This window comes from Paenibacillus sp. NPDC101420, assembly GCF_050277435.1.
In the GTDB taxonomy this organism is placed as follows: Bacteria; Bacillota; Bacilli; order Paenibacillales; family Paenibacillaceae; genus Paenibacillus_AQ.
Genome location: NZ_JBNNSE010000002.1, coordinates 439,320 through 461,606, shown reverse-complemented (window position 1 = coordinate 461,606; position 22,287 = coordinate 439,320). Strand labels below are relative to the sequence as shown.

Annotated in this window: 22 protein-coding genes, 1 riboswitch and 1 other annotated feature; of the genes, 9 read left to right on the top strand and 13 right to left on the bottom strand. The window is 42.9% G+C overall.

All coding sequences use genetic code 11. The features are described from left to right. Positions 1-194: 194 nt before the first annotated feature. The 5 genes from ACQKMP_RS10850 to ACQKMP_RS10830 form a co-directional block, all read right to left on the bottom strand. Positions 195-848: a flagellar brake protein gene (locus tag ACQKMP_RS10850; RefSeq protein WP_427469368.1), complete on the bottom strand. Its 654-nt coding sequence runs from the start codon at positions 846-848 to the stop codon at positions 195-197. Between the two features lie 129 nt (positions 849-977). Further along, the gene (gene ypeB / locus ACQKMP_RS10845; protein ID WP_427469367.1) at positions 978-2,336 is read right to left on the bottom strand and encodes a germination protein YpeB; all 1,359 of its coding nucleotides are present in this window, start codon (positions 2,334-2,336) and stop codon (positions 978-980) included. Between the two features lie 360 nt (positions 2,337-2,696). Then, positions 2,697-3,392: a glutamic-type intramembrane protease PrsW gene (gene prsW, locus ACQKMP_RS10840; RefSeq protein WP_042129603.1), complete on the bottom strand. Its 696-nt coding sequence runs from the start codon at positions 3,390-3,392 to the stop codon at positions 2,697-2,699. A gap of 148 nt (positions 3,393-3,540) precedes the next feature. Then, complete coding sequence (locus ACQKMP_RS10835; protein ID WP_042190227.1) at positions 3,541-4,155, bottom strand: genetic competence negative regulator; 615 nt, start codon at positions 4,153-4,155, stop codon at positions 3,541-3,543. 263 nt (positions 4,156-4,418) lie between these two features. Beyond that, the gene (locus tag ACQKMP_RS10830) at positions 4,419-4,814 is read right to left on the bottom strand and encodes a hypothetical protein (RefSeq protein ID WP_042190229.1); all 396 of its coding nucleotides are present in this window, start codon (positions 4,812-4,814) and stop codon (positions 4,419-4,421) included. A gap of 85 nt (positions 4,815-4,899) precedes the next feature. Between ACQKMP_RS10830 and ACQKMP_RS10825 the strand changes: the two genes are divergently transcribed. Beyond that, on the top strand, positions 4,900-5,808 hold the full coding sequence (locus ACQKMP_RS10825) for a polysaccharide deacetylase family protein (RefSeq protein WP_379424368.1): 909 nt from the start codon (positions 4,900-4,902) through the stop codon (positions 5,806-5,808). Between the two features lie 97 nt (positions 5,809-5,905). On the opposite strand, the gene ACQKMP_RS10820 is transcribed toward ACQKMP_RS10825, so the two are convergent. The 3 genes from ACQKMP_RS10820 to ACQKMP_RS10810 are packed head-to-tail and all read right to left on the bottom strand — an operon-like array spanning position 5,906 to position 7,703. Next, positions 5,906-6,751 carry a metallophosphoesterase gene (locus ACQKMP_RS10820; RefSeq protein WP_052404376.1) on the bottom strand — a complete coding sequence of 282 codons (846 nt, stop codon included), beginning with the start codon at positions 6,749-6,751 and terminating at the stop codon, positions 5,906-5,908. Next, entirely contained in the window at positions 6,745-7,113 is a 369-nt protein-coding gene (locus tag ACQKMP_RS10815) for a hypothetical protein (RefSeq protein ID WP_042190231.1), read from the bottom strand. The genes ACQKMP_RS10820 and ACQKMP_RS10815 overlap by 7 nt, the downstream gene beginning before the upstream one ends. Continuing rightward, a complete protein-coding gene (locus tag ACQKMP_RS10810) occupies positions 7,110-7,703 on the bottom strand; it encodes a CPBP family intramembrane glutamic endopeptidase (RefSeq protein WP_042190233.1) in 594 nt (197 codons plus the stop codon). The genes ACQKMP_RS10815 and ACQKMP_RS10810 overlap by 4 nt, the downstream gene beginning before the upstream one ends. 115 nt (positions 7,704-7,818) lie before the next feature. Here ACQKMP_RS10810 and ACQKMP_RS10805 point away from each other — a divergent pair, with 115 nt between their 5' ends. Then, complete coding sequence (locus tag ACQKMP_RS10805) at positions 7,819-8,730, top strand: hypothetical protein (protein ID WP_042190235.1); 912 nt, start codon at positions 7,819-7,821, stop codon at positions 8,728-8,730. A 110-nt stretch (positions 8,731-8,840) separates the two neighbouring features. After that, positions 8,841-9,071 (top strand) — a binding site (T-box leader). A 246-nt stretch (positions 9,072-9,317) separates the two neighbouring features. Beyond that, positions 9,318-10,910, top strand: coding sequence for a phosphoglycerate dehydrogenase (gene serA / locus ACQKMP_RS10800; RefSeq protein ID WP_076284555.1), 1,593 nt, complete (start codon positions 9,318-9,320; stop codon positions 10,908-10,910). Positions 10,911-10,982: 72 nt separating this feature from the next. Here serA and ACQKMP_RS10795 read toward each other — a convergent pair whose 3' ends face one another. After that, positions 10,983-11,816, bottom strand: a complete 834-nt coding sequence (locus ACQKMP_RS10795; RefSeq protein ID WP_427469366.1) for an SDR family NAD(P)-dependent oxidoreductase — start codon at positions 11,814-11,816, stop codon at positions 10,983-10,985. A 173-nt stretch (positions 11,817-11,989) separates the two neighbouring features. On the opposite strand from ACQKMP_RS10795, the gene ACQKMP_RS10790 reads away from it, so the two are divergent. The 6 genes from ACQKMP_RS10790 (at position 11,990) to ACQKMP_RS10765 (ending at position 18,180) form a co-directional block, all read left to right on the top strand. After that, a complete protein-coding gene (locus ACQKMP_RS10790) occupies positions 11,990-12,946 on the top strand; it encodes a helix-turn-helix transcriptional regulator (RefSeq protein ID WP_379424370.1) in 957 nt (318 codons plus the stop codon). Between the two features lie 122 nt (positions 12,947-13,068). Continuing rightward, the gene (locus tag ACQKMP_RS10785; protein ID WP_042190241.1) at positions 13,069-14,319 is read left to right on the top strand and encodes a methyl-accepting chemotaxis protein; all 1,251 of its coding nucleotides are present in this window, start codon (positions 13,069-13,071) and stop codon (positions 14,317-14,319) included. A gap of 190 nt (positions 14,320-14,509) precedes the next feature. Continuing rightward, positions 14,510-14,605, top strand: a riboswitch (cyclic di-GMP riboswitch). A gap of 118 nt (positions 14,606-14,723) precedes the next feature. Beyond that, the gene (locus tag ACQKMP_RS10780) at positions 14,724-16,367 is read left to right on the top strand and encodes a thiamine pyrophosphate-binding protein (RefSeq protein WP_427469365.1); all 1,644 of its coding nucleotides are present in this window, start codon (positions 14,724-14,726) and stop codon (positions 16,365-16,367) included. A 10-nt stretch (positions 16,368-16,377) separates the two neighbouring features. Continuing rightward, entirely contained in the window at positions 16,378-16,746 is a 369-nt protein-coding gene (locus ACQKMP_RS10775; RefSeq protein WP_042129622.1) for a carboxymuconolactone decarboxylase family protein, read from the top strand. Positions 16,747-16,785: 39 nt separating this feature from the next. Further along, the gene (locus ACQKMP_RS10770; protein ID WP_042190245.1) at positions 16,786-17,136 is read left to right on the top strand and encodes a hypothetical protein; all 351 of its coding nucleotides are present in this window, start codon (positions 16,786-16,788) and stop codon (positions 17,134-17,136) included. A gap of 51 nt (positions 17,137-17,187) precedes the next feature. Then, on the top strand, positions 17,188-18,180 hold the full coding sequence (locus ACQKMP_RS10765) for a 3-oxoacyl-[acyl-carrier-protein] synthase III C-terminal domain-containing protein (RefSeq protein ID WP_427469364.1): 993 nt from the start codon (positions 17,188-17,190) through the stop codon (positions 18,178-18,180). Positions 18,181-18,250: 70 nt separating this feature from the next. On the opposite strand, the gene ACQKMP_RS10760 is transcribed toward ACQKMP_RS10765, so the two are convergent. The 4 genes from ACQKMP_RS10760 to ACQKMP_RS10745 form a co-directional block, all read right to left on the bottom strand. Then, positions 18,251-18,466, bottom strand: a complete 216-nt coding sequence (locus ACQKMP_RS10760) for a DNA-binding protein (RefSeq protein ID WP_339242753.1) — start codon at positions 18,464-18,466, stop codon at positions 18,251-18,253. Between the two features lie 14 nt (positions 18,467-18,480). Continuing rightward, positions 18,481-19,974: a glycerol kinase GlpK gene (gene glpK / locus ACQKMP_RS10755; RefSeq protein WP_339242755.1), complete on the bottom strand. Its 1,494-nt coding sequence runs from the start codon at positions 19,972-19,974 to the stop codon at positions 18,481-18,483. A gap of 118 nt (positions 19,975-20,092) precedes the next feature. After that, entirely contained in the window at positions 20,093-21,529 is a 1,437-nt protein-coding gene (locus ACQKMP_RS10750; RefSeq protein ID WP_042190254.1) for an ATP-binding protein, read from the bottom strand. Beyond that, positions 21,530-22,246 carry a response regulator transcription factor gene (locus tag ACQKMP_RS10745; protein WP_036676174.1) on the bottom strand — a complete coding sequence of 239 codons (717 nt, stop codon included), beginning with the start codon at positions 22,244-22,246 and terminating at the stop codon, positions 21,530-21,532. Positions 22,247-22,287 lie beyond the last annotated feature (41 nt).

The window sequence follows — 22,287 nt, the reverse complement described above, 5'->3', positions numbered from 1 at the left end:
CTCAAACACTCTTTCATAAGAAAAGCATCTAGCGATGTCAAGTTCGTTCCTGCAATATCAAGGAGCACATACAAATGGATATGCTTGATGATATTATCAAGAAAAAAGCAGGCATTGCCTGCGACTTATAAAATTATACCACAGTTTATACTTCAGTGCAAAATCAGAACACTTAATAGAGCTAAGAAAAATGCCTATCGGTTGCGGAAATCAAACTGTCGTTCAAAGCAGTAACGTATTATTTTCTGACGCTCATTATCCGTAATAGCCACAAATTTCAGCATGGCCAATTGGCGCCCGTTTTCAAGCTTTTTAATCCGAACCACTTCACCTTCAAAGTCCACATGCTCAATACTACCATTTCGATAAGGCACTAGAACCCAGCAGGATAATTTCGCTCCCACCTCGAGCTTCACTTGGTGATCCACCAAGAAAGACGTTCCTCCGCCGCCGATATCATCTGTACGTACAAGGAATTTTTTGCCAAAGCTATCCTTCACAGCTAATTCAAGATCTGCATTCACCCGAAAAAAGCTTCGTCTCTGAATTTTGAAAATCGAATCCGCCTCTGGTTTTTGTATCCGGACCATACGAATTACATCTTCTTTAAACCCGAGAACATGAGTATTAAAGTAATTTTTAATGCCACCCTCAGTAATAAAATAAACCGAAAGCTCGTCCCCCATAAAAAGTCGTTTCAGACGACCGTCACTCTCCTGCATAGGAATTTCAATCAGGAATGCGTCGTCCTCTGTCTCTGCAATTCTCGATCTATATTCAACTTCTGCTTCAGCAGCGTCACTGGAAGCAACCTGTATGTATAGATATTCATTAATTTTAGGATACAAAGATGTCACCGCCAAATCAGTATAGTTAACAATGATTATAGCATGGGAATATCACCCAATGAGATAAATATTATTTGAATTTCAAAAATAAAGAAGGGCGCATCCAAATAATGGATGCGCCCTGTTTTTTCACTTTTGTTCTACCCCTGAAGAAGGCCTGATTTCTTCCACGGACTCTTCAATGCCGTCGTCCGCATTAAGATAAATACGATACTGAGTACCATTTACCTCTCCGCCAAATTCGTAAGTCAAGACTTCTACGGAGTCATCATTTTTAATCCACGCCATGCGATGGTAATTCTCATTGAAATCCGAATTCAGAAATTTCTTCGCTTCCGCCAGAGTCAGCTTTGGCTTTGGAATTTTACGATTGTCCTTATGCTCATTGACATATTCGCTAGCCTCAAATCCAACCGCTGTCCCAGTATCAAGTCCAATACGGATCGTCATTTTCTCAGGATAAATCAAGACATCATTTTGGCTCGTTACAAAGGTTAAATTCCCGATATTATCATAACGGTCAGCATTAACCGCAGTCATATGAGGATATCCTTTTTTCTTAAGAAACTGCTCTGCCTTGGAAACTGCTTCTTCTAGGGTCACCTTAGCAGGTCCTATCTCACGGTTATCGTAATAAGAGATCAGTAAACCACCATTTTTGGTGAAATCCATACTGATAATCTGCTTATTATTCGAACCACTGACTGTAGCCGTATAAGAAGGCCACTTCGTATTTTTGCCGTTTTCTTTAACGTCTACCTTAGCATTCGAGCCGGCATTAGCAAACTTAATGGCTTTACGTTTGATATCTTCAACTGAAACAGGGGTACCTCCGAGCATTTTTACAGAGCGTTTATCGTAAATGCTTGCAACTGAAGGACCCCAATCCAGGTCAGGGTAACCTTCGACACGTTTGTCCACCGACTTAAAGCCGTCAATAATCGAATTATCTTGTGCCTTATTCTCTGTAGCCAATGCGGTTTCAACATCCATCCAGCGCAAACGGCTACCAATCACTTTATTCTGAACATCTTGCAAATCTTTTGAGATTTCTCCAGAGCTCTTATACAATGCTTTTAAATTGCTCAATTCACCATCTGTCAAAGGCTTCTTAGCGAAATCACGAATCCCAGCTTTATAAGAAAAGTTTGAGATTTTGGACAGAAACTCCTCCGTTTTGCTAAATGGCAGTAATGTGAGTGGCAACTGATTAATTTCATTTTGTGCCTCACTGGTCATCCGCCACACATTAACAAGTCCTTTGCGGTGCATCCCGTTAGAAGCGGAGTTAACAGCTAGTGTGTTTCCCAGCTCTCCATGAAGACGCTCCACATGGTAAGACAAATCATGAAAGGCACGCTGATATTGGTTCTCCGCCTTAATTAGGATCGCATTCTTCTCCTGATTCTCCTGATAACCCCACACGAGCGCACCAATTAACAGCAGCGCAGTCAGCGGGAACATTACAGCACTTAATCTTTTGTACATAGGGCTACAAGACTCCTTTCGATAGCTTATTGGCGTTAGTTTGACAATAAACTAGGAGTCTTATGCACCCTTCTGTAACACAATATGACTAAAGTGTTTGAATAGAGGGATTTCACTCCAAATTTGCATAGCATAGCGCTTATGCTCTCTCTTCAATTTCAAAGCCACTGCTATTACTGCAAAGGCATTGCTTAAAGCCGGTTTGAATCACACCCTGCTCTTTTATCCCTCTTAATATGTAGGTCTCACCGCATTGTTTGCAAAGTATACGGACTTTTATACGCAAAAAAAGACACCTCTCTCCTCTCTGGAATCTCCCGCTAAGGAACAATCCTTTGAATATAAGTGTGTCCATCTCGATTATAGGTTAACCTCTTCTTCTCGTTTCAGAAAGCGGAAAGGGGACCGGCTATTTGCCCTATCCACTTTCCCCATCCCTCCGTACCATAGGATAGCCATCAGAGGAACAATAAACCATATCCAGTAGTTAGCTGTCGTACTCAAAATAAAGTCATAAATCCCATGCCACAACCATGGCAGCAAGATAGAGATTAACAGAATCCCTTTTGTTTTAGCTCCTTTTGAGAACTTGGCTCTCCCTAAATGATAGCCCATAATTACACCAAACATAGCGTGTCCAGAAACCGGAAGCAGTGCTCTCAGGAACATGGAACCGATTGATGCATTGCTATACCAAGCGTACATTATATTTTCTATTGTTGCGAAGCCGAGCGAAATCGCTACGGCGTATAGTATCCCATCATATGGCTCGTCAAATTCGGTGTGATTGTAAATCATATGGTAAAGCACAAACCATTTTAGACATTCTTCCACGCCAGCGGATATGAGAAACGACTCCACATAAGGACCGCCATTCAGCCCCAGCATTAGTCCTCTCTGAATGATCATAACAGGGAATACAATCAGAAGGCCTAGCAGGAACACCTTAATAACGATATGAAGCGGTTCTTGATCATACTTATCTTTCAAATAAAAAAAGGTCAGCAGAGCAAGTCCCGGCGCTACTGCCGACGAAATAACCGATAACACGAGCACCGAATAACCTCCCTATATCCCTAGCGCCTTATTCTGCTGATTACAGCAAGGCAGATAACAGCTTTAATTCAAGAATGACCGCCATACCATCAAGAACAAGAATAGGGCTAATTAGCTAAAACGATGCTTATCAGCCCTATCATGCTATTTAATCCTGACGCTTAAAATGAGTGCACAATAACTGGACTGCATTCTCCGGCATTACTGTCTTCCCGTATTCATCGAGGACAGCTTCAGTAACCGGTGAGGAATCTCCAAACTCAGCTAGTACGCCAACAAGACCTGACAACGCTGTTTCTTCAAATTCCTTAGGATCGAAGTACAGATACCATTTATTGTTATAAGAATACAGTTTCCCCTGGGAAGTAATATTACCAATGAGCACATGGGCCGCTTCAACAAGAACCTCGAAATCGCGGAATGCATATACAATGGAGTCGCTTTGTTCAAGAGTAACTTCCATTTCGTAAATCTCTTCTGGCAATTCTTCTTCCCCGGACGCACCGTACTGATGGTGATCATATTTTCCTCGGGTCACTATAACGACCATGCCTTGGGCGGGCAATGCGAAAACTTCTACGGCAAGCGGACCGGTAGCATCAAAACCTAGTTCACTATATGCTTGGTCCATCATCTCCGTAAACAGGTCATGTACCTTGGGAACTTCCTGCCACATGTCTTCCTTCTGGATGCCCCGCTCGCTCAGGTCGTCAAAAGTGAGGAAAATCCGTATCTTATCTTGACTTAATCGCTCTATTCTCATGACAGGATCCTCCTTTTGCAAGCTCATTTATTATAATGTATGATGAGTCCCGAGTAATGAGCCAAAAATGGTTACTATGTATGTATGTTATCATTTTGCAGAGATAAATGCACGAAAATAAATATATAAAATCCTCTTAAAGCATTGCCACTACTGAAGAGCTTATTCTAATTCATAAACCATTTTCAAGCCCTTGAATATAAAAAAGAATCATTCTGCGGAATATTTCATCCTCAAAATGATTCTGAAGGAGTCCTTTACGGTTACAATCCCGGTATGGCAGTATGCGTTTCTTTAAGAATTTGCTCCACTTCGCTCTTCACTTCAGGATTGTTGCGAATGAAATCCTTCAGTAATTTGAGATTGGATTCTTTTGATTTTGCCGGTGATTCCGTTTTATGCTCAGAGGTTCCGCTGTTCGAACCATTACTTTGAGCATTGCTGCTTGTATTACTGCTTGCATTGCTGCTTGAAGCAGCAGTGTTTCCAAACCCTGTCGTAGCCATACCAATTATTTTTTCTTTTGCTTTATCTGCTGCTCCACTCATGGAACCGCCCGATTGCCCCAGCGAAGACATTAGAGAATTCCGCTTTTTGGACATAATCATACTGGCTGCGACGCCCATCAGCACCCCACATAAAAATGACGAAGTATTCATATTTCCAGCCTCCTTGTATGGTAAAATCATGTTTAGTGTTCGCGGAAAGATTGCCGCTCATGCAACCTAATAAGAAGAAAGCGAGTTGAAAAAAGTGGGTAAAATGACATCAGTGCTCCTTCTGGCTACCTTACTGCTGACAGCCTGTGGCAACAGCGGTGCGAATGGAAAGACAGCCGAGGATACAAACACCACAAACAATACGCCTACGGCGGTAGCTACACAGAGCGCAGAAACTACAGCGCCTTCCCCTGAAGTTACAGCCAGCCCTACCCCTGAAGCGTCAGCAGATGGAGGAACTACAGGTAGTAATAATACAGCCAGTAAGGATGAAGACTCCGCTGAAATTCCACTGCTGTACCATATGAACAAAAATTACGACATCGTCCCAAATGAGGAAACTACAAATAAAAAAGTCGTGTTGCTCACTTTTGATGACGGTCCCAAAGATGCGGAAATGATTAATCCGTTAATGGATGTTCTGGACAAACATCAGGCCAAAGCGATCTTCTTCGTAAATGGATACCGCGTTAAAGCGCATCCCGAGCTTCTAGAGTTAATTCATAACCGCGGAGGAATTATCGGCAACCATAGCTGGGATCATATTGTGTTGAAGGACAAGTCTTACACTGAGGTCAAGAAGCAAATCGAAGACGTTCAAAATGCGGTCAAGGAGATTATTGGTGAAGCCCCTCAGTTTTTCCGTCCCCCACATGGTGCTGGCGGAGATGTAGGGAAGAAGATTTCCGCTGAGAATGGGATGTTGTATATGACCTGGTCCAATGGATCACTGGACTGGGAAATGAAAGAGAAAGAAACCGGAAAAACAGATAAGTTAATCAAAAATGTGACGGATCAATTGCATTCCGGCAGTAATATTCTGATGCATGAGCTACCATGGACAGTTGAAGCGTTGGATAAACTGCTTACTACTCTTGAAGGCAAGGGCTATAGCTTTGTAGATCCTCGCAGTATTGAGCTTAAGATGCGCTAATTCCTAATTAGGATAAATTAAAACAGGTAATCCCCTTGATGGAAAGGAGATTACCTGTTTTTTTGTCCACCCGTTCAAGCGGTACAAAGACAGCTTTCTAATGTTTCTCTTTTCGGAGTGTTAGCACGTGCATCTCAGCAGGACTTCCCCAGCGGATCGGCAAGTGAGAGGTTCCAAACCCTCTGCTAATCAGCAGCTTCGCATCCCTTCCTGTCCCATCTCTTCTGGGCCATTGAAACATTCCTGCATCATATTTATGATAGAAATTTTCCACATGCCTTTGACCCAAAAAAGGAAGAATGACCTGCCCTCCATGCGTGTGGCCTGCTAATATCAGATCCGCTGGCACACTTTGACGTTTGGACAACCAGAGCGGATCGTGAACAAGAATGATACGACAAGTGTTATTTAGTGAAGAAGCACGTGACGTTAATCCAGGTAATGGACGATAAGAAGTGTTACCACCCTTTTTCGGAAAATCCACTCCCGTTAACCAAAGAGAAGCTCCCTCACGTTCAATACGCACATTCTCATCCATTAACAGCTTTGCACCACTGCCCCGGATAATCTGATCAACTAGTGAAATATCAGCTCGATAATCATGATTTCCATGTACTACATAGGTAGGAGCAATAGAAGTCACTAAAGTCATATTATCAGTCAGTCGATCCAGAGGACTGTTTTTTTCTGTTAGATCACCACCTAATAAAACAGCACCCACCGTTCCCTTTAACGGAGTCAGCAGTGCTGTTGGAAGGCGGCGGCGATGGATGTCAGTTATAAATAAGAGACGAAACCCATCAAACTCATCTGGGAGCGACTTCAAAATTATTTCCTCGGTAATAATTCTGTTTCTAAAGGCGTTACTCACCATAATCACAGCAATGATTAGTGCAATCAAAAGCACAACCACAACCAATCCCCAAATCCAAAAAATCACCATAAAGTACTCAAAGGCGGCGCCCCTTCGATTCCCCACCAGAGGAGCGCTACCAGCAATATTACAAAGATGAAAATCAGAGAGTTAACAAACATTTTACTAAGCCGAACACGTTCTGATGAATACGTATCCGAACGTGATGGAACAGATTCTTCCTGCTCTTTGTTTCCAGCGTTAGATCCCTTCGCAGAAGCTGCCGGACGGCGCGCTTTCCTTGATAAAGTTGCCGTTGTTGTCCGGGAATGATTGCTCTTTCTAGGAGCCCCCTCCGATCGCGGATTCGTTTTTTTACTTTTGCCAGAAGTTTTGCCTTCGCCACTGCGCTTTTTCTGACGAGACTTCAACCGGCTCAATTCCTCACTCATGATTCCCTCCTGTAGCGGATCACCAGACCAGAGAAAAGGTCGATGAAGAAATGACATAGTATAGGTGCCCATAGGCTTCCTGATTGAATGTATATATATCCAAGACCATAGCTGCTTAAGAATACCCATCCGGTAGGTACAAAGTGGCGCAAATAGCGAACATGAATAAGAGCAAACAAAATACTCGTCCAATAAGGACCAATGGAATACTGAATGGCTCCTCTGAACAGAAGCTCTTCACAGATCGATACCATAGCTGCAATTACAACAATGTGCCATACGGGCCGATTTCGAAATAAAAGGTCGTTTATTCCCCCGTCATCCATGCTTTCTTCAGGTACAATATGAGTCAATAAATAATCAACTACCAGCATTACAGCAGCAAGTCCAAGACCCCATGCCACAAAATGTACGTTTTCTGGAAAAATTAATAGCTGAAAAGGATTTCTTTTCTGAAATAATATCCATATCAAACCGATAATTAATGTAAGCCCCTGAGTAATGTAGAGATTGAGGAGCAGAAGACGGTCTGTTAACTGACCTGGCTCTACTTTTTTTATCTTAATCTCGCCAAATTTGAATTTTTTCATCGTGACCTGCCTGTTCTTTAATTTTTTGGGGCAGCTCCGAAAGAGAAACCGTCCATAATGTTGCTATCAATACATAATACATAGGATAATTCCCCCAGAAAAAGGAGCACTTATTATGAGCCAACGTAACTCCCGTACACAAATGTTGTACACTCTATTTTTTTTGTTTTTCCTTATTTGCGCCTTCGCCGCATTTTTCACAGGCGTCAAGGTTGGCGCAGACAAAACGGAAGCTAAATATGAGCAACAAAAGAGCAGTAATGGATATGGATTAGAAGAATTCACGGGCTCTTACCAACAGAAGGATCTTGTTACTTTCTATCATAACGTATTTTTGCCTTATCGGGAATTCAAGCAGAATTGGAACACGCAAGTGGACAAGTTGGCACGCAGTACAGATGCCCGTGTAAATGCAGCAGCTATGAAGAATCTTAGCCTTCTAGCAGATAAACAATATGAAAGAGTTAACCAGGACTCTATCTTTTCCGACTCTCCCTTATTACATCAATCACAGCTAAACATACTCAAAAGCTTAACTCTATTCTCAAAAGCTTCTGGTGAAATAAGTGCAAGTGCATCTGGTGCAGAGACGGCAAAATTGCTGAAAAATGATCCTTATACTGCCGGTGCGGTTAAATTCGGATTGCTCGCACAAAAGAACTTTTATGATTCTATGCTAAAGTGGGGCTCTAAGACAAACCAGAAAATCCCTTCTGTTGCTGGTGAGCTAAAGACCATGTCCTTTATCCAGTGGAAAAAAATGCCTCTTCTTCAAAAGAACGCATCCATCGCTGATATGATGTTAAATCGCGGAATTTTTGCAGCCTACGATCCTCAGGACATTACTGCAAAAATAGACGATTTGATACATTCTGGTACAGCCAGTTCATTGAATCTTACGGATGTTCAGTCCTCAGTAACCCTGCTTATTTCCACAGGTGCTATACAGGTAGAGGATTTTATGAAGTGGCGAGAGCAGTACTATAGCAAGGAGACGATTCCACAGCTCCCGTTTTTTTATGAATAGAACCAGTCATTGAATCATAACGAAAAATGAAGTTCACTTCAAGAAAGCCTACTTTCAAAGCCTATTGACACATCTACATTACCGTGTTACATTATGAAAAAATTAATCAATCAAAAACGATGATGGAACAAAGATTCTGGAAGTCTTCAGAGAGCCGGTGGTTGGTGCAAACCGGTGACAAACAGATGTCTTTAGCGCTCCTGAGATATTGTATCGAACCTTAAAGTAGGTGCAATCGGATCAACTCCGTTACCAGTGTGGCCTTTGCAGGCCAATGAGGCTGCTTCTTCCAAGTTGCAGTGAATTAGGGTGGTACCACGAAGATAACTCTCGTCCCTTACTACGGCAGTAGTATGGGGGTCGGGAGTTTTTTTAATTTCTAAATACCTAATCTATACTATCCTTTTGCCCAAAGTTACCGATTCCGCGGTACTTCTGCATGCAGCTTCTTTTATGCGACACCGCGTTGATCTACTATTATCGCATGTTTTTTCTCTACTAGTTCGTGAATCTTCAGGTATTGTGGATTGCCCAAAAAGGCGTCCTCGACATATAAAGCTTTTCAACTTTAAGGGGGATAAGAAACCATGTTTAAAGTATTAGTATCGGATCCAATCAGTGATTTGGGCATTCAGCAATTGATGGACGCAGAAGATGTAGTTGTTGACAAAAAAACAGGACTCAGCGAAGACGAACTCATTGCAATTATCGGTGAATACGATGGTCTCCTTGTCCGCAGTCAAACTACTGTAACAGACAAAATCATCGAAGCAGGAAAAAATCTAAAAGTAATTGGTCGTGCAGGTGTTGGTGTAGATAATATCAAACTGGATGCTGCAACAAAGCGTGGTATTGTTGTAATCAATGCTCCTGATGGAAATACAATTACGACTTGTGAGCATGCTTTCGCAATGATGATGGCTCTGGCCCGTCATATTCCACAAGCTTATGCAAAAACAATCGGTGGAACCTGGGATAGAAAAACATTCGTAGGTGTAGAGCTTCGTGGCAAAACTTTAGGTGTACTCGGAATGGGCAGAATCGGTAGCGAAGTGGCTAAACGTGCTAAAGCTTTCGGTATGGAAATTCTTGCTTTCGATCCTTTCCTAACAGCTGAACGTGCTGAAAAGATGGAAGTTAAATTGGCTTCCGTAGACGATGTTGTTCGCGGAGCAGACTTCATTACTGTGCACACTCCACTTACTCCGGAAACACGCCATATGATTTCTCGCCCACAATTCGAAGTGATGAAAAAAGGAATGCGCATCATCAACTGTGCACGTGGTGGTGTAATTGATGAAATGGCATTGGTAGAAGCTATAGATAGCGGTATTGTTGCTGGCGCTGCGTTCGACGTATTTGAGAAAGAGCCGCCGCAAGCAGATCATCCTTTCCTGTCTCATCCAAAAATCATCGTGACTCCTCACCTTGGCGCTTCTACGATTGAAGCTCAAGAAAATGTGGCGATCGATGTTTCGGAGCAAGTGTTGCATATTCTGCGTAATGAACCGTTCATTAACGCGGTCAACATTCCTCCAGTGGCTCCAAGTGTAATGAATAAGCTTCAACCTTACTTCACGCTTGGGGAAAAACTGGGCAGTTTTGTTACCCAAATTGCAGCTGCTGCTATCCGTGAGATCCATGTTGAATACGCTGGTGATCTTTCGGATGTAGATACCCAACCACTAACCCGCTACATTGTAAAAGGTGTGCTCTCCCGCCACTTTGCAGAGGACGTTAATATCGTAAACTCCATGCATTTAGCGAAAACACGCGACGTGAACGTAGTAATAACTAAAGCTTCTAAAACTAAAGGCTTTACCAATCTGATTACTGTTACTCTAAAAGCTGATCGTGACCAAGAGTATCTTGTGGCCGGCACCCTGCTGCAAGGTTATGGAGAACGTATTGTTCAAGTGAATAAGTTCCCAGTTGATATTGCTCCTGAAGGTCATCAAATCTTTGTATCCCATAACGACAAAGTAGGGATTATCGGACTCGTGGGTACATTGCTTGGTGAGAACGATGTAAACATCGCTTCCATGCAAGTGGGACGTAAAATTGTTGGGGGCGCTGCAATCATGCTGCTGACCGTTGACAAAGCCGTTCCTAAGCAAGTCCTTGTGAAACTCGCTGGTTTACCAGAAATTAACACCGCTGAAGAAATCATCCTTCTTTAATCTATAATATAGAAAGGCCATTCCAGAATGTACTGGAGTGGCCTTTCTTATATTTTACGATTCTCTTTCTTCCTATATTATGAACGAAGGGATTATCCTTCCATCAATATCAGTAAAACCATACTTTTCAGCAAGCTTTCCAACCAGCTGCGGCTCACCGGACATAGACATAACCTCTGGATCAGCGGCTAGTGCAGTCACTGCTCGACCAATATATGTCGTCGATTCACTCATTTTCAGTTCCTCAACTTCTTGCCAATGTTCCTCATCTGTATTCATGGCTTCTAGAACCGCTTCTGTTCTCATCCATCCAGGTGAAAGTGGAATAACCGCAATGCCGTCATCCTTTAATTCCTTCGACAATCCGAAAGCCATACGTAAAAGTGCATTTTTAGAAAGATCATAATGAAAGTTGCCTAAATATTTATAATGATCCCAGAAGGTTGTATGGATAATTAGACCACCAGTTTTTGCCTTGCGCATGAAGGGAATTGCGTAATAATTTGTGATCATCTGTGCTCTCACACCGGCATTAAACATATTGTCCCAATGAGCTGTAGGTAACTCCCAAAAAGGCTTTTGCTCGATAGCTAAATCATTGCCTCCCCACACGTTGTTAACTAAGATATCGAGCCGCCCCTGCTCTTCAGCGATCTGACGGATCACTGCTTCTGTTTCTTGATCCTTCGTATGGTCACATTGTATTACCGCACCAGAACCTCCACTCTCTTTTATTTCTCTAAGTACGCTATCTATGCTCCCCTTAATATGCTCTGTGACGGATACATCTGTGGTCCTCCCTGTAATATAGACAAAAGCACCTCTTCTTGCTAATTCTAGAGCGATCCCTCTCCCAGCACCTCTGCTGCTCCCGGTAACCAATGCGACTTTCCCTTTCAATGTCATAGCCCTCAACCCTTTCCACATGAATTCGGATTTCAATATTCTGTGAACATTCCTTACGTTTTATAAGTATAGCCCGTATATATGACATCAACTGACATATATAATATAATCATGATTTAGAAATGATTAATGGTGATCGTCTAATCAATAATTCGAGGAGGTACAATAGCCTAATGAGAGCCGACCGTTTGTTATCAATATTACTTCTGTTGCAAAATCGTGGAAAAATGACTTCTAGAGAATTGGCCCAAACACTCGAGGTATCAGAACGAACTGTGTTTCGTGATATGGAAGCATTAAGTGCTTCAGGAATACCCATTTTAGCTGAACGTGGTCGTGAAGGAGGTTGGATGCTTACTGAAGGCTACCGAACCTCCCTAACGGGAATGAAGCCACAAGAGATTGGTTCACTGCTTCTGTCCGCTGACGCATCTATAATGAAGGATCTGGGGATACAAGACGACTACTCTTCCGCTCTTCTCAAACTAGAGGCTGCATCCTCACATCGACTTAGTAACTCAGCAAATTACCTAAGCGAGCGTATTCATATTGATGGCGCCAGTTGGCATCCTTCGGATGAGACTTATCCGTTCCTTTCTGTACTGCAGAGAGCACTTTGGGAGGACCGCAAAGTAAAAATCACTTATCTCCGGAGCAACGAGAGAACGGTCCGTTTCATTGAACCTCTTGGATTAGTTGCAAAACGCGGAGTATGGTATGTCGTAGCCAAAAGCAAAGAAGAACTACGGACCTTTCGTGTGTCCAGATTAGTTAACGTTGAGGAGACTCATGAGTGGTTTAAAAGACCTGATGACTTTGATTTAAAACAGTACTGGGAAGAGTCCACCACGGCCTTTAAAGCAGCACTGCCAAAGTATCAAGTAATGCTAAGGGTTAGAACATCTGTCTTAAAAGAATTACAGCGAGAAAGATTTGTCTCTGTCCAATTGATAGAGCCAACAAGCAATGCAGAGTGGGTGAACGTAGATGCCGAATTTAATACGATCGAGTCGGCCTGCCGGATAATCCTTTCTTTTAGTCCCTCGGTTATTGTACTTTCACCGCAAGAACTTTTAGAGATGGTAAAGTCTGCTATCGCAAAAATTTCCGCTATTTATGAGGATTTTTGACACGAAATCTAAAGAACTACTTCGAAAAGAAGATTTATGTCAGTTCTTACTATAGACCAATCACCTTTAAATCCCATATAATAACACCAATACATAATATTAATAAGGAGGACATTATACCAATGAACTGGATGCATAAACTTCCGTTAAAACAAAGAATTGTTGCCGGATGTTACCTCGTTGCCGCACTATTTGCCATTCCTGTTTTAGTTACTTTTATGATCTTAGGCAACATTATTTTGGGTATTGTTCTAATCGTAGTTCTTGCTGCTCTAACTTTCCCCGTGGCCCGCTTTATCGAGAGAACGCTTACATCTTCTTTTGATGACATCGCGAATGTATCTCATAGTATTTCAAAAGGGGATTTTACTAGTAGAGCCGATGAGAACGGGTCTATGGGGGACGTAAGTCGTTCCTTTAATACTATGATTGACAAGCTCAAGAAGATTTTGACAGAAGCATCACAAATCACTCGTCAAGTTATGGATGCAAGCCGTGGAATCGAAGATAAGAATCAGAATTTGAAAATTGTCATGGCACAGGTAGCCTCTTCGTCTAACGAGCTAGCTCTTGGTGCAAATGAAATATCTACGGATATCGCTGAAATGACAGAATCCATTAAAGATATTGAGAATAAAGTATCCAATTATACGAACTCAACGAAAGAAATGAACAGACGTTCAATACATACATTAGAACTAGTTGAACAAGGACGGCAGTCCGTTGATACTCAAGCTGAAGGCATGCGCAAAAACATCCAGGCTACTCAAAAAGTAGCTGATACTATCGAAGCCCTGTCTCATAATGCTCGCGGAATTACGATGATTACAAAAACCATCACAGAGATCGCTGAGCAGACCAACCTCTTATCGCTGAATGCCTCCATCGAAGCAGCACGCGCCGGGGAGCATGGTCGAGGATTTGCTGTAGTCGCACAGGAGGTTCGTAAACTTGCCGAAGAATCAACGGCTTCAACGAAGGAAGTCTTTGGCTTAGTTCGGAGCATCGAAACTGATATCAAACAAGCGATTGACAATATCGCTATCAACGAAGAAGTCGTACAGGTACAGAATGAGATGATCACTCAATCTGCTCATATCTTTGCTCAAATTGTGCAAAGTGTGCAGTATATTACCGAGCAAATCTCTTCCTTCTCTGCTGAAAGTGATCTGATGTTGGAAAGTGCCTTGAAAATCTCAAGTGCAATAGAGAATATCTCTGCAATCACACAGCAAACCGCTGCCGGCACCGAGGAAGTATCCGCCGCTATGAATGAACAAATTAATGCCCTGCAGTCCGTCGCTGAAGAAACTGAGAAAATGACACAGGCTGTGTTTAATCTACAGAAGACTATCCATATTTTCAAGTTTTAAGTCACTTGCAAATCATATAAACAAGACCAAAAACTCCTCCTAAGTTTTGACTTAGGGGGAGTTTTTTTATATCTATTATTTCATAGGTTGGACAAGACTTTCGTCAAAATTCGAGTTAATTTGCGAAAATATATTGACAAAGGTACTCTAGGAATATATTGTAAAGGAAAATTCTTCTTATAAATTTTAAAATTAATATTGGCAAAATCTTCGAAAGAGGATGACGCAAAACCATGGATCTACAGCCTCATTTTTAATCAGAGGCCATGACTGCCAGGTTGCAGAAAACCAAGACGACTGAACAATTGTTCAGTCTCTATGGCGATTTATGCCACCAACCTGTGCCCTAATTCAGAGCACAGGTTTTCTAATGTTTGATTTTAAAATAACAATCAACTTGTGAGGTGTATTTTTTGAAGACAGTCGCAGATTACATGTCGGAAGCACTACGGAACCTAGGAGTTACCCATTCCTTTGGTATTATTGGGAAATCCATTTGTCCTATTGTTCTTAAAATGGTAGATTACGGTATTGAATTTATTCCTGGGAGACATGAGTCCAGTTCCGGCTTCGAAGCAGCCGGGTATGCGCTTAAAACTGGAAAACTAGGTGTAGCTTTTGGTACTTCAGGTCCTGGTGGAACAAACCTATTAACTGCAGCAGCACATGCTAAGGCTAACAACCTACCTGTCCTATTTATTACTGGCCATCAATCTATTAAAGAGCTTGGAATTCCCCAATGTCAGGACTCTACTTCTTTTCTAGCTGATTTAGCTGATATGTTTAGACCTGCCACCTTATATAGCAAGCTTATTGAACGTGGAGATCACTTTAACACAATCTTTAATCATGCCATATCCATTGCTTTGAGCGGTAATCGTGGTCCAGTTCACCTTTGTATTCCCTTTGATGTACAAACGGAATTGCTAGAGGAATGTAATATTGTAATCCCTGAACGCGAATCACTGGTTAGCCATGCTAATATCGACCGTGTACTTGATGCTATAAATAGCTCTAAGAATCCAATAATTATCGCGGGTAAAGGCGTTAACCGCTCAGGAGCACATAGTGAGCTAATTCAATTAGCGGAAACATTTAATATTCCTGTAGTTACATCTCCAGGTGGTAAAGGGGCTATAGCTTGGGATCATCCACTCTATCACGGTCCAATTGGAGTAGGCGGTTGTACCCATGGGGATGACTTGCTGAATCAAAGTGATCTATTTATCGTTCTCGGGTCACGTTTAAGTGATATGACTATTTGTAATCTTAAAAGGGAAAATCATCCTGCAACATTAATTCAGTTTGATAGCGATCCGACTTTTGTCGGAAAAATATTGTTCTCTAAAACGATTCCAGTGACTGGAGATCTACGCGACAATCTAGTTTACTATCTCAATAATATTGACACGAACAACATCACAAAACGCGAAGCACCGACAAATTCCGATTATACCGAAGAGCCTCCGATTTTACCAAACCTTTCACTTGCATCGGTCTTGAGTACGATGAGTGATTTGATTCCTTATAACAGCACAGTCTTTGTTGATGATGGAAGTCACGGTTTCCATGCTGCGAAATGGTACAAGGTTAAGAAACCGGGCAGTTTTGTTTTCGATGCTTACTTTGCTTGTATGGGTAATTCCATCGGGATGGCGATTGGTGCAAAGGTTGCTGCTCCAGAAGAAACGATCTTCTGCATTACAGGAGACGGCTGCTTTATGATGCTAGGCGCAGAGATTAACGCTGCTGTCTGCAAGGATATTCCTGTCATATTCATTGTTGTGAATAATAAACAGCTAGATATGGCTCTAAAAGGTATGGAAAAAACTACAGGACGTATTGACGGAACTATCTACGAAGTCCCTATGGATGCTGTGAAATTCGCAGAATCACTAGGCGCTAAGGGTTACAAATGTGAGACAGCGGAGGAGTTCGAAACAGCCATCAAGGACGCTGTTGCCATCAACCGTGTTGCCGTCATTGAACTGCTAACAGACCGTGATGAGGTCCCTCCGACTGCTCACCGTACTTTGAACCTAAATTAGGAGGTCACTTATGAAAGACAATGTAAACAGTGGTCTGAACCACTTCACGAATCTCTCTGGAGACTACGGAGCTAAAGCACTGGCTCCGATTAAAGAACATTTCCCCGATTTGGCTGAATTTATTATGGGGAATGCCTACGGCGATATTTTTCAACGCAACACAATCGAAGCTGACTGGAAGGAAATCGCAGTTATCTCTGCCCTGATTTCGATGGGTCAGTTTGATCAATTGGGTGTTCATTATGTCATGGCTCTTCGTGTGGGAGTTACTGTAGAACAACTCAAAGGTATTCTATTACACTTAGTACCCGCTATAGGGGCACCTAGAATCATCACCGCTTTTAATATTCTTCTCGAAACGATTGAAGAAATAAAGTAACTATTTTCAGTAAATTAAAATATCGGGAGAGATGTTAACGTGGGACAGTTTATTTTAAAGACAGACACTACTAAAAAAGTGATCAATATTGAGCTGGAAGGAACATTTTCTGAAGAAGATGGTCTGAAATCTATCCAAGCTTATCAACAAACTATTAATCCTATCACTCCAGCAGACTATGAATTACAAATCGACTGCAGAAAGCTAAACGTAACTGCACCTGATGTTGTACCTCTTTTGGAAGGTTGCTTCGTAATGTTTAAGAATGATGGATTTGTAAAAGTAAATCTAACCCTTGAGAATAACCCAATTCTTAAAATGCAGCTTGCTCGTCTGGGTCGTAAAGCAGGACTAGATAACATCGAGATCATTTCCACCGTTACAGCTTAATTCTTCTTATAACTAAAAAAACTATAGAGTTTTTCAGGAGGATTCATTCATATGACCGGAATTCGTATTCAAGACATTGATATCTATCATCCTAGTAATAAAGTTGGTAACGACTTTTTTATTAAGCATTTTGACGAAGAGGGTATTGATATCCGAGGTCTACTGACCACTTTAGGTCGTGATACGCGCTATAGCATTAAGAATGAGGAAGAAAATTCTCTTACGATGGCTTTTGAGGCTGCCAGTAATGTGTTGGATAAAAATGGTCTCACTGGTGCTGATATCGATCTTATTGCCTATGCAAGTCAAACTCCTGAATATATCTTTCCTACTAACTCTTTAATGATTCACCGTTTAATTAACGGCGCATCCCATACAATTTGTATAGATAGCAACGCTAACTGTGCAGGTATGACTGCTTCCGTAGAACAGGTGAGCCGTCAAATGCAAGCCAATCCTAGAATTAAACGTGCTTTGGTCATCGGATCCGATTATGTAGCACCTCATGCAGATAAGAATGATCCCGTCTATTATGCTAACTTCGGTGATGCAGCTGCGGCAGTCCTTCTTGTGCGCGATGATAATGCGGTAGGCTTCATTGATTCTGTCTATCAAACAGACACATGCGTTTATGGCAACTCCATGTTCCCGGCTGAAGGCTTGGCTAATCTGGGTAGAAAAGGCGTAGCGGCTGGAGAATTCAATGTGAAGTTCATTCCATTTGATGATTCCATTTGCGTAGATGCTGCTTCTGAATCGATTCGCACGCTTCTATCTGATAACAACATAGCGCCTGAATCTATTAAAGCGGCCTGTTTCTCACAGCTTTCACTGCCTAATATCGTTGGTGTTTGTGAAAAAGTGGGTATTGATCGTGAGGTTGCGGTTTACATAGGTGATGAATTCGGGTACACCTCAACCAGTAGCCCGTTTATCGCTCTACACAAAGCTATTACTACAGGAAAGATCGAACGCGGAGATAAAGTTCTGTTCTGGACAGTGGGCGCTGGATGGCAAAACGTTGCATTTGTTATTGAATATTAAGCGTTACAACCTAAAAAGCGGCAGGCCAAGGATTATCCTTAGCTTGCCGCTTTTTAGGTTGATCTGTTCTTTAGGACTCGCTGGCAAAGGATAACCCCTTTTCAGTGAGCGCACGCCGTAGTACATCAATCCCTTTTGGTCCCATCCCATGGAGCTGCAGAAGCTCTGACTCAGTGAGCTTACTGATTTGGTGAATCTGTGTATACCCAGCACCATGAAGTGCTCGAAGTGCAGGCTTAGATAGTCCACTCGGTAGATCAGATTCTGTTCCATTAAACATAGACATATGCATCTCCCTGATCACTGATATCTTTCATGTTTTTCCCAGCCCATGGTACGCGCTACAGCGTCTTTCCAGGCGTTGTAACGTCGTTCACGCTCATCTATACCCATTACAGGTGAAAAGACCCTCTCAGCTTTGTTAAAGCTTTCTAGCTGCTCTCTTGTCCAAACTCCTGAGGTTAATCCAGCCAGAAGTGCTGCTCCCAGCGCAGTCGTCTCCGCATATGTAGTTCGAGTAACTTCACTACCGAGGATATCAGACTGAAACTGCATCAACAAATCATTACGAACCGCTCCACCATCTACACGAAGTCCGGTCAATGGCATGCCTGCATCTTTTTCCATCGCCCCAATTACATCTCTAGACTGAAATGCTAATGACTCTAACGTTGCTCTTACCAAATGCCCCGAGGTGGTTCCTCTAGTTAGACCGAAGACTGCTCCACGTGCATACATATCCCAATAAGGGGCACCTAGTCCAGTAAAAGCAGGTACGACGACAACCCCTTCACTGTCCTCTACTTCCCGCGCTTTGTCTTCCGAGCCTGCCGGCTCCGTTATGAGTCCTAACCCCTCCTGAAGCCATTGTACAGCCGCTCCGGCTACAAACACACTGCCCTCGAGTGCATAATAGAGCTCATCCCCCATTCCCCAAGCTACAGTGGTCAACAACCCATGACTGGAGACTACAGCTTCTGTACCTGTATTCATCAGAATAAAGCATCCAGTTCCATATGTGTTTTTGGCACTGCCGGGTTCAAGACAAGTATGTCCAAACAAAGCTGCTTGTTGATCCCCCAATACAGAGTGAATAGGTATTTCTGTCCCGAACCACTGCGCGTCTGCTGCTCCAAATTCACTACCGGACATCCTCACTTCTGGCAGGATGGAGCGTGGTACACGAAGCTCCTCCATTAGCTCTTCGTCCCAGCAGCGCTCATGTAGATTATATAGCATCGTACGCGATGCATTAGTTACATCAGTAGCATGTACAGCCCCGCCAGTAAGCTTCCAGATTAGCCAGCTGTCTACTGTCCCAGCTAGTAGCTCGCCATTATTCGCCCGCTCTCGTGCGCCTTCTACATGATCAAGAATCCAGGAGAATTTTGTTGCAGAAAAATAAGCATCCACAACGAGTCCCGTCTTGCTAGCAATGAGTCCCTCTAACCCCTTACTCTTGATCTCTTCACACAGCTCTGCAGTACGTCTGTCCTGCCACACAATCGCAGGATAAATCGGCTTGCCTGTTGCTCTATCCCAGATCAGGGCCGTTTCCCTCTGATTTGTAATTCCAATGGAATATACTTCCTGAGGTGTTATCCCGCCCTGAGTAATCGCATCTCTTGCAGCTGCAAGCTGTGACGCCCAAATTTGCTCTGGGTCATGCTCCACCCAGCCAGGGTGTGGAAAAGATTGTTCAACCTCATATTGCCCTTGTGAGACGATTCTAGCGTCCTCATCGAACACTATGGCTCGTGAACTGGTAGTCCCTTGGTCTAAAGATAAAATCATTTGATGGCCTCCCAAGCATAAACAATGAGATATGTTCCACGATGAACAAGATTAATGTGTTTGTTTCAACAAAAAGCACCTCTGCTGTCAGAGGCGCTATCACACATTGTGTTTGGAATTACTGTTTTTCGACAGGAAGTCTTAGGGTAAAGGTTGTACTTTCGCCCAACTTACTGGAAGCTGAAATGGTTCCGTGATGCGACTCAACAATATTTTTAACAATCGCAAGCCCGAGTCCCGTTCCACCTGATTCTCCCCGTACACGTGCCTTATCGGCTTTGTAGAAACGATCAAATATATAAGGCAGATCTTCCTGCGGAATGCCGACGCCTTCATCCTGAATTTTAATTTCAAAATAGCGACGCCCTTCTAAGACACAAGTTCCTGTATGAACTGTGATCTTCTTGCCACCCTGCGTATGACGAAAAGCATTATCGAGCAAATTGGTTAAGACTTGCTCAAGCTTATCTTCATCCGCTGCCTTAAGAACAAGGACATCGCTCTCTTTATTTAGCTGCAGATGAATATCACGCTCTTTCGCACGTACGGAAAATTTGCGATACACTCGTTCCAGCAGTTCGTTCACATCTACTTCTGCCTTCAACATATCCGTATGTCCAGCTTCCATTCGCGCAAGGTCGAGCAGATCCTTTACAAGACGTCCCATACGGAGCGATTCATCATGAATGACCTGAATCAGTTCACTGCTTTCCTCTGGTGAAGATGCCATTCCGTCAAGTAAAGCCTCACTATAACCTTGCATCATCGATAATGGCGTCCGAATCTCATGAGAGACGTTTGCCACGAAGTCACGGCGCATTTTTTCGAGTCGTACTTCTTCAGTCACATCACGCAGAACAGCAACCACTCCACGAATGCTACCCTCAGAATATAAAGGTGCCATATGGACGGACCACACGCCCTGCCGGACATGTACATTAGAACGCTCATCGCCGCCTTCTTTCAACGTGCTCAAAAATAAAGGACGTAGGGGAGGTGGAACATTACTCTCAGCCGTTTCCGTATGAGGTTCAATGTCACTCTCTTGTTCCCACTCTAAATCGCTCCAGCTCTCAAGTAGCGATTGACCGTGCGGATTGGTCAGAATAATCTGGCCTTCGATGTCAAAGGTGATTACAGCATCACTCATGCTACGTAATACACTGGATAGATGGCCCTTCTCATGGTGCAGACTGCGAATATTCTCTTCCAACTCCTCAGCCATATGGTTGAAGGAAGTCGCCAATTGGCCAATCTCGTCACTTGTGACCAGCGTCAGCCTTGTTCCGTATTCACCACGTCGAATGTTGTTTGCAGCCTCGATGACACGTTGCATCGGCTGAGTGATCTTGGTAAACAAGAACAACGCGAAGAATGTCGTCAAAGAAAATCCGATCATGCACGTATACATAAATAAACGTTTGATATCGCCGGAATTAGCAAAGTTGCTGTCGATATAGGGAAGTAGAAACAACCCGAGTGTAATAAGCACGACAGCGACCAGGCAGATGATCGTGACCCACAGCTTGCCGACAAGACTTCTCCAGAAGTTCACTTATTTAGGTACCTCAAGTTTGTAGCCTACACCCCATACAGTTGTAATCATCGCCGCGGATTCCGGTGATACTTTATTCAGTTTTTCACGAAGACGCTTAACATGGGTATCGACTGTACGCAAATCTCCGAAAAACTCATAATTCCAAACATCTTTAAGTAGTTCTTCACGAGAGAACACTTTATCCGGTGAAATCGCCAAATAATGCAGCAGTTCGTATTCTTTCGGTGTCAGACTCACTTCTTCACCGCCAGCAGTTACTCGGTGTGCGTCATGCTCAATAATAAGATGAGTGAATACAATGTTATTACTGGAGTTGCTCTCTTTGGACAAAAATGCTGTTGCTGAAGAACGGCGCATAATGGCCTTCACGCGATAAATCACTTCGCGAGGACTAAATGGCTTCACGACATAATCATCCGCGCCCATTTCAAAGCCCTGTACACGATTAATCTCTTCGCCTTTAGCTGTAAGCATTAAGACAGGTGTCGATTTGACCCCTCTGAGTCGGGTCAGCACTTCCATTCCATCAATGCCAGGCAGCATAACATCCAGCAAAATTAGACCGTAGTCATTTGCTGTTGCTTTGCGAAGAGCGATTTCGCCATCTTCAGCTTCGTCGATTTCATAACCTTCTTTTTCAAGATACATCTTTAGCAGGCGGCGAATGCGTTCCTCATCATCCACTACCAGAATTCTGTTTAAATGATCTGCCATTTCACAACAACCCCTTCATCAAATACAGTAGAACGTAACCT

What these genes read in the sequence shown, in the direction of transcription:
- ACQKMP_RS10795 (WP_427469366.1), bottom strand. Translation starts at nt 11,816, where the DNA reads ATGACATTGAAAGGGAAAGTCGCATTGGTTACCGGGAGCAGCAGAGGT.
- ACQKMP_RS10785 (WP_042190241.1), top strand. Translation starts at nt 13,069, where the DNA reads ATGAACTGGATGCATAAACTTCCGTTAAAACAAAGAATTGTTGCCGGA.
- ypeB (WP_427469367.1), bottom strand. Translation starts at nt 2,336, where the DNA reads ATGTACAAAAGATTAAGTGCTGTAATGTTCCCGCTGACTGCGCTGCTG.
- ACQKMP_RS10830 (WP_042190229.1), bottom strand. Translation starts at nt 4,814, where the DNA reads ATGAATACTTCGTCATTTTTATGTGGGGTGCTGATGGGCGTCGCAGCC.
- ACQKMP_RS10835 (WP_042190227.1), bottom strand. Translation starts at nt 4,155, where the DNA reads ATGAGAATAGAGCGATTAAGTCAAGATAAGATACGGATTTTCCTCACT.
- ACQKMP_RS10745 (WP_036676174.1), bottom strand. Translation starts at nt 22,246, where the DNA reads ATGGCAGATCATTTAAACAGAATTCTGGTAGTGGATGATGAGGAACGC.
- serA (WP_076284555.1), top strand. Translation starts at nt 9,318, where the DNA reads ATGTTTAAAGTATTAGTATCGGATCCAATCAGTGATTTGGGCATTCAG.
- ACQKMP_RS10790 (WP_379424370.1), top strand. Translation starts at nt 11,990, where the DNA reads ATGAGAGCCGACCGTTTGTTATCAATATTACTTCTGTTGCAAAATCGT.
- ACQKMP_RS10820 (WP_052404376.1), bottom strand. Translation starts at nt 6,751, where the DNA reads ATGGTGATTTTTTGGATTTGGGGATTGGTTGTGGTTGTGCTTTTGATT.
- ACQKMP_RS10765 (WP_427469364.1), top strand. Translation starts at nt 17,188, where the DNA reads ATGACCGGAATTCGTATTCAAGACATTGATATCTATCATCCTAGTAAT.
- ACQKMP_RS10815 (WP_042190231.1), bottom strand. Translation starts at nt 7,113, where the DNA reads ATGAGTGAGGAATTGAGCCGGTTGAAGTCTCGTCAGAAAAAGCGCAGT.
- ACQKMP_RS10775 (WP_042129622.1), top strand. Translation starts at nt 16,378, where the DNA reads ATGAAAGACAATGTAAACAGTGGTCTGAACCACTTCACGAATCTCTCT.
- ACQKMP_RS10805 (WP_042190235.1), top strand. Translation starts at nt 7,819, where the DNA reads ATGAGCCAACGTAACTCCCGTACACAAATGTTGTACACTCTATTTTTT.
- ACQKMP_RS10760 (WP_339242753.1), bottom strand. Translation starts at nt 18,466, where the DNA reads ATGTCTATGTTTAATGGAACAGAATCTGATCTACCGAGTGGACTATCT.
- ACQKMP_RS10810 (WP_042190233.1), bottom strand. Translation starts at nt 7,703, where the DNA reads ATGAAAAAATTCAAATTTGGCGAGATTAAGATAAAAAAAGTAGAGCCA.
- glpK (WP_339242755.1), bottom strand. Translation starts at nt 19,974, where the DNA reads ATGATTTTATCTTTAGACCAAGGGACTACCAGTTCACGAGCCATAGTG.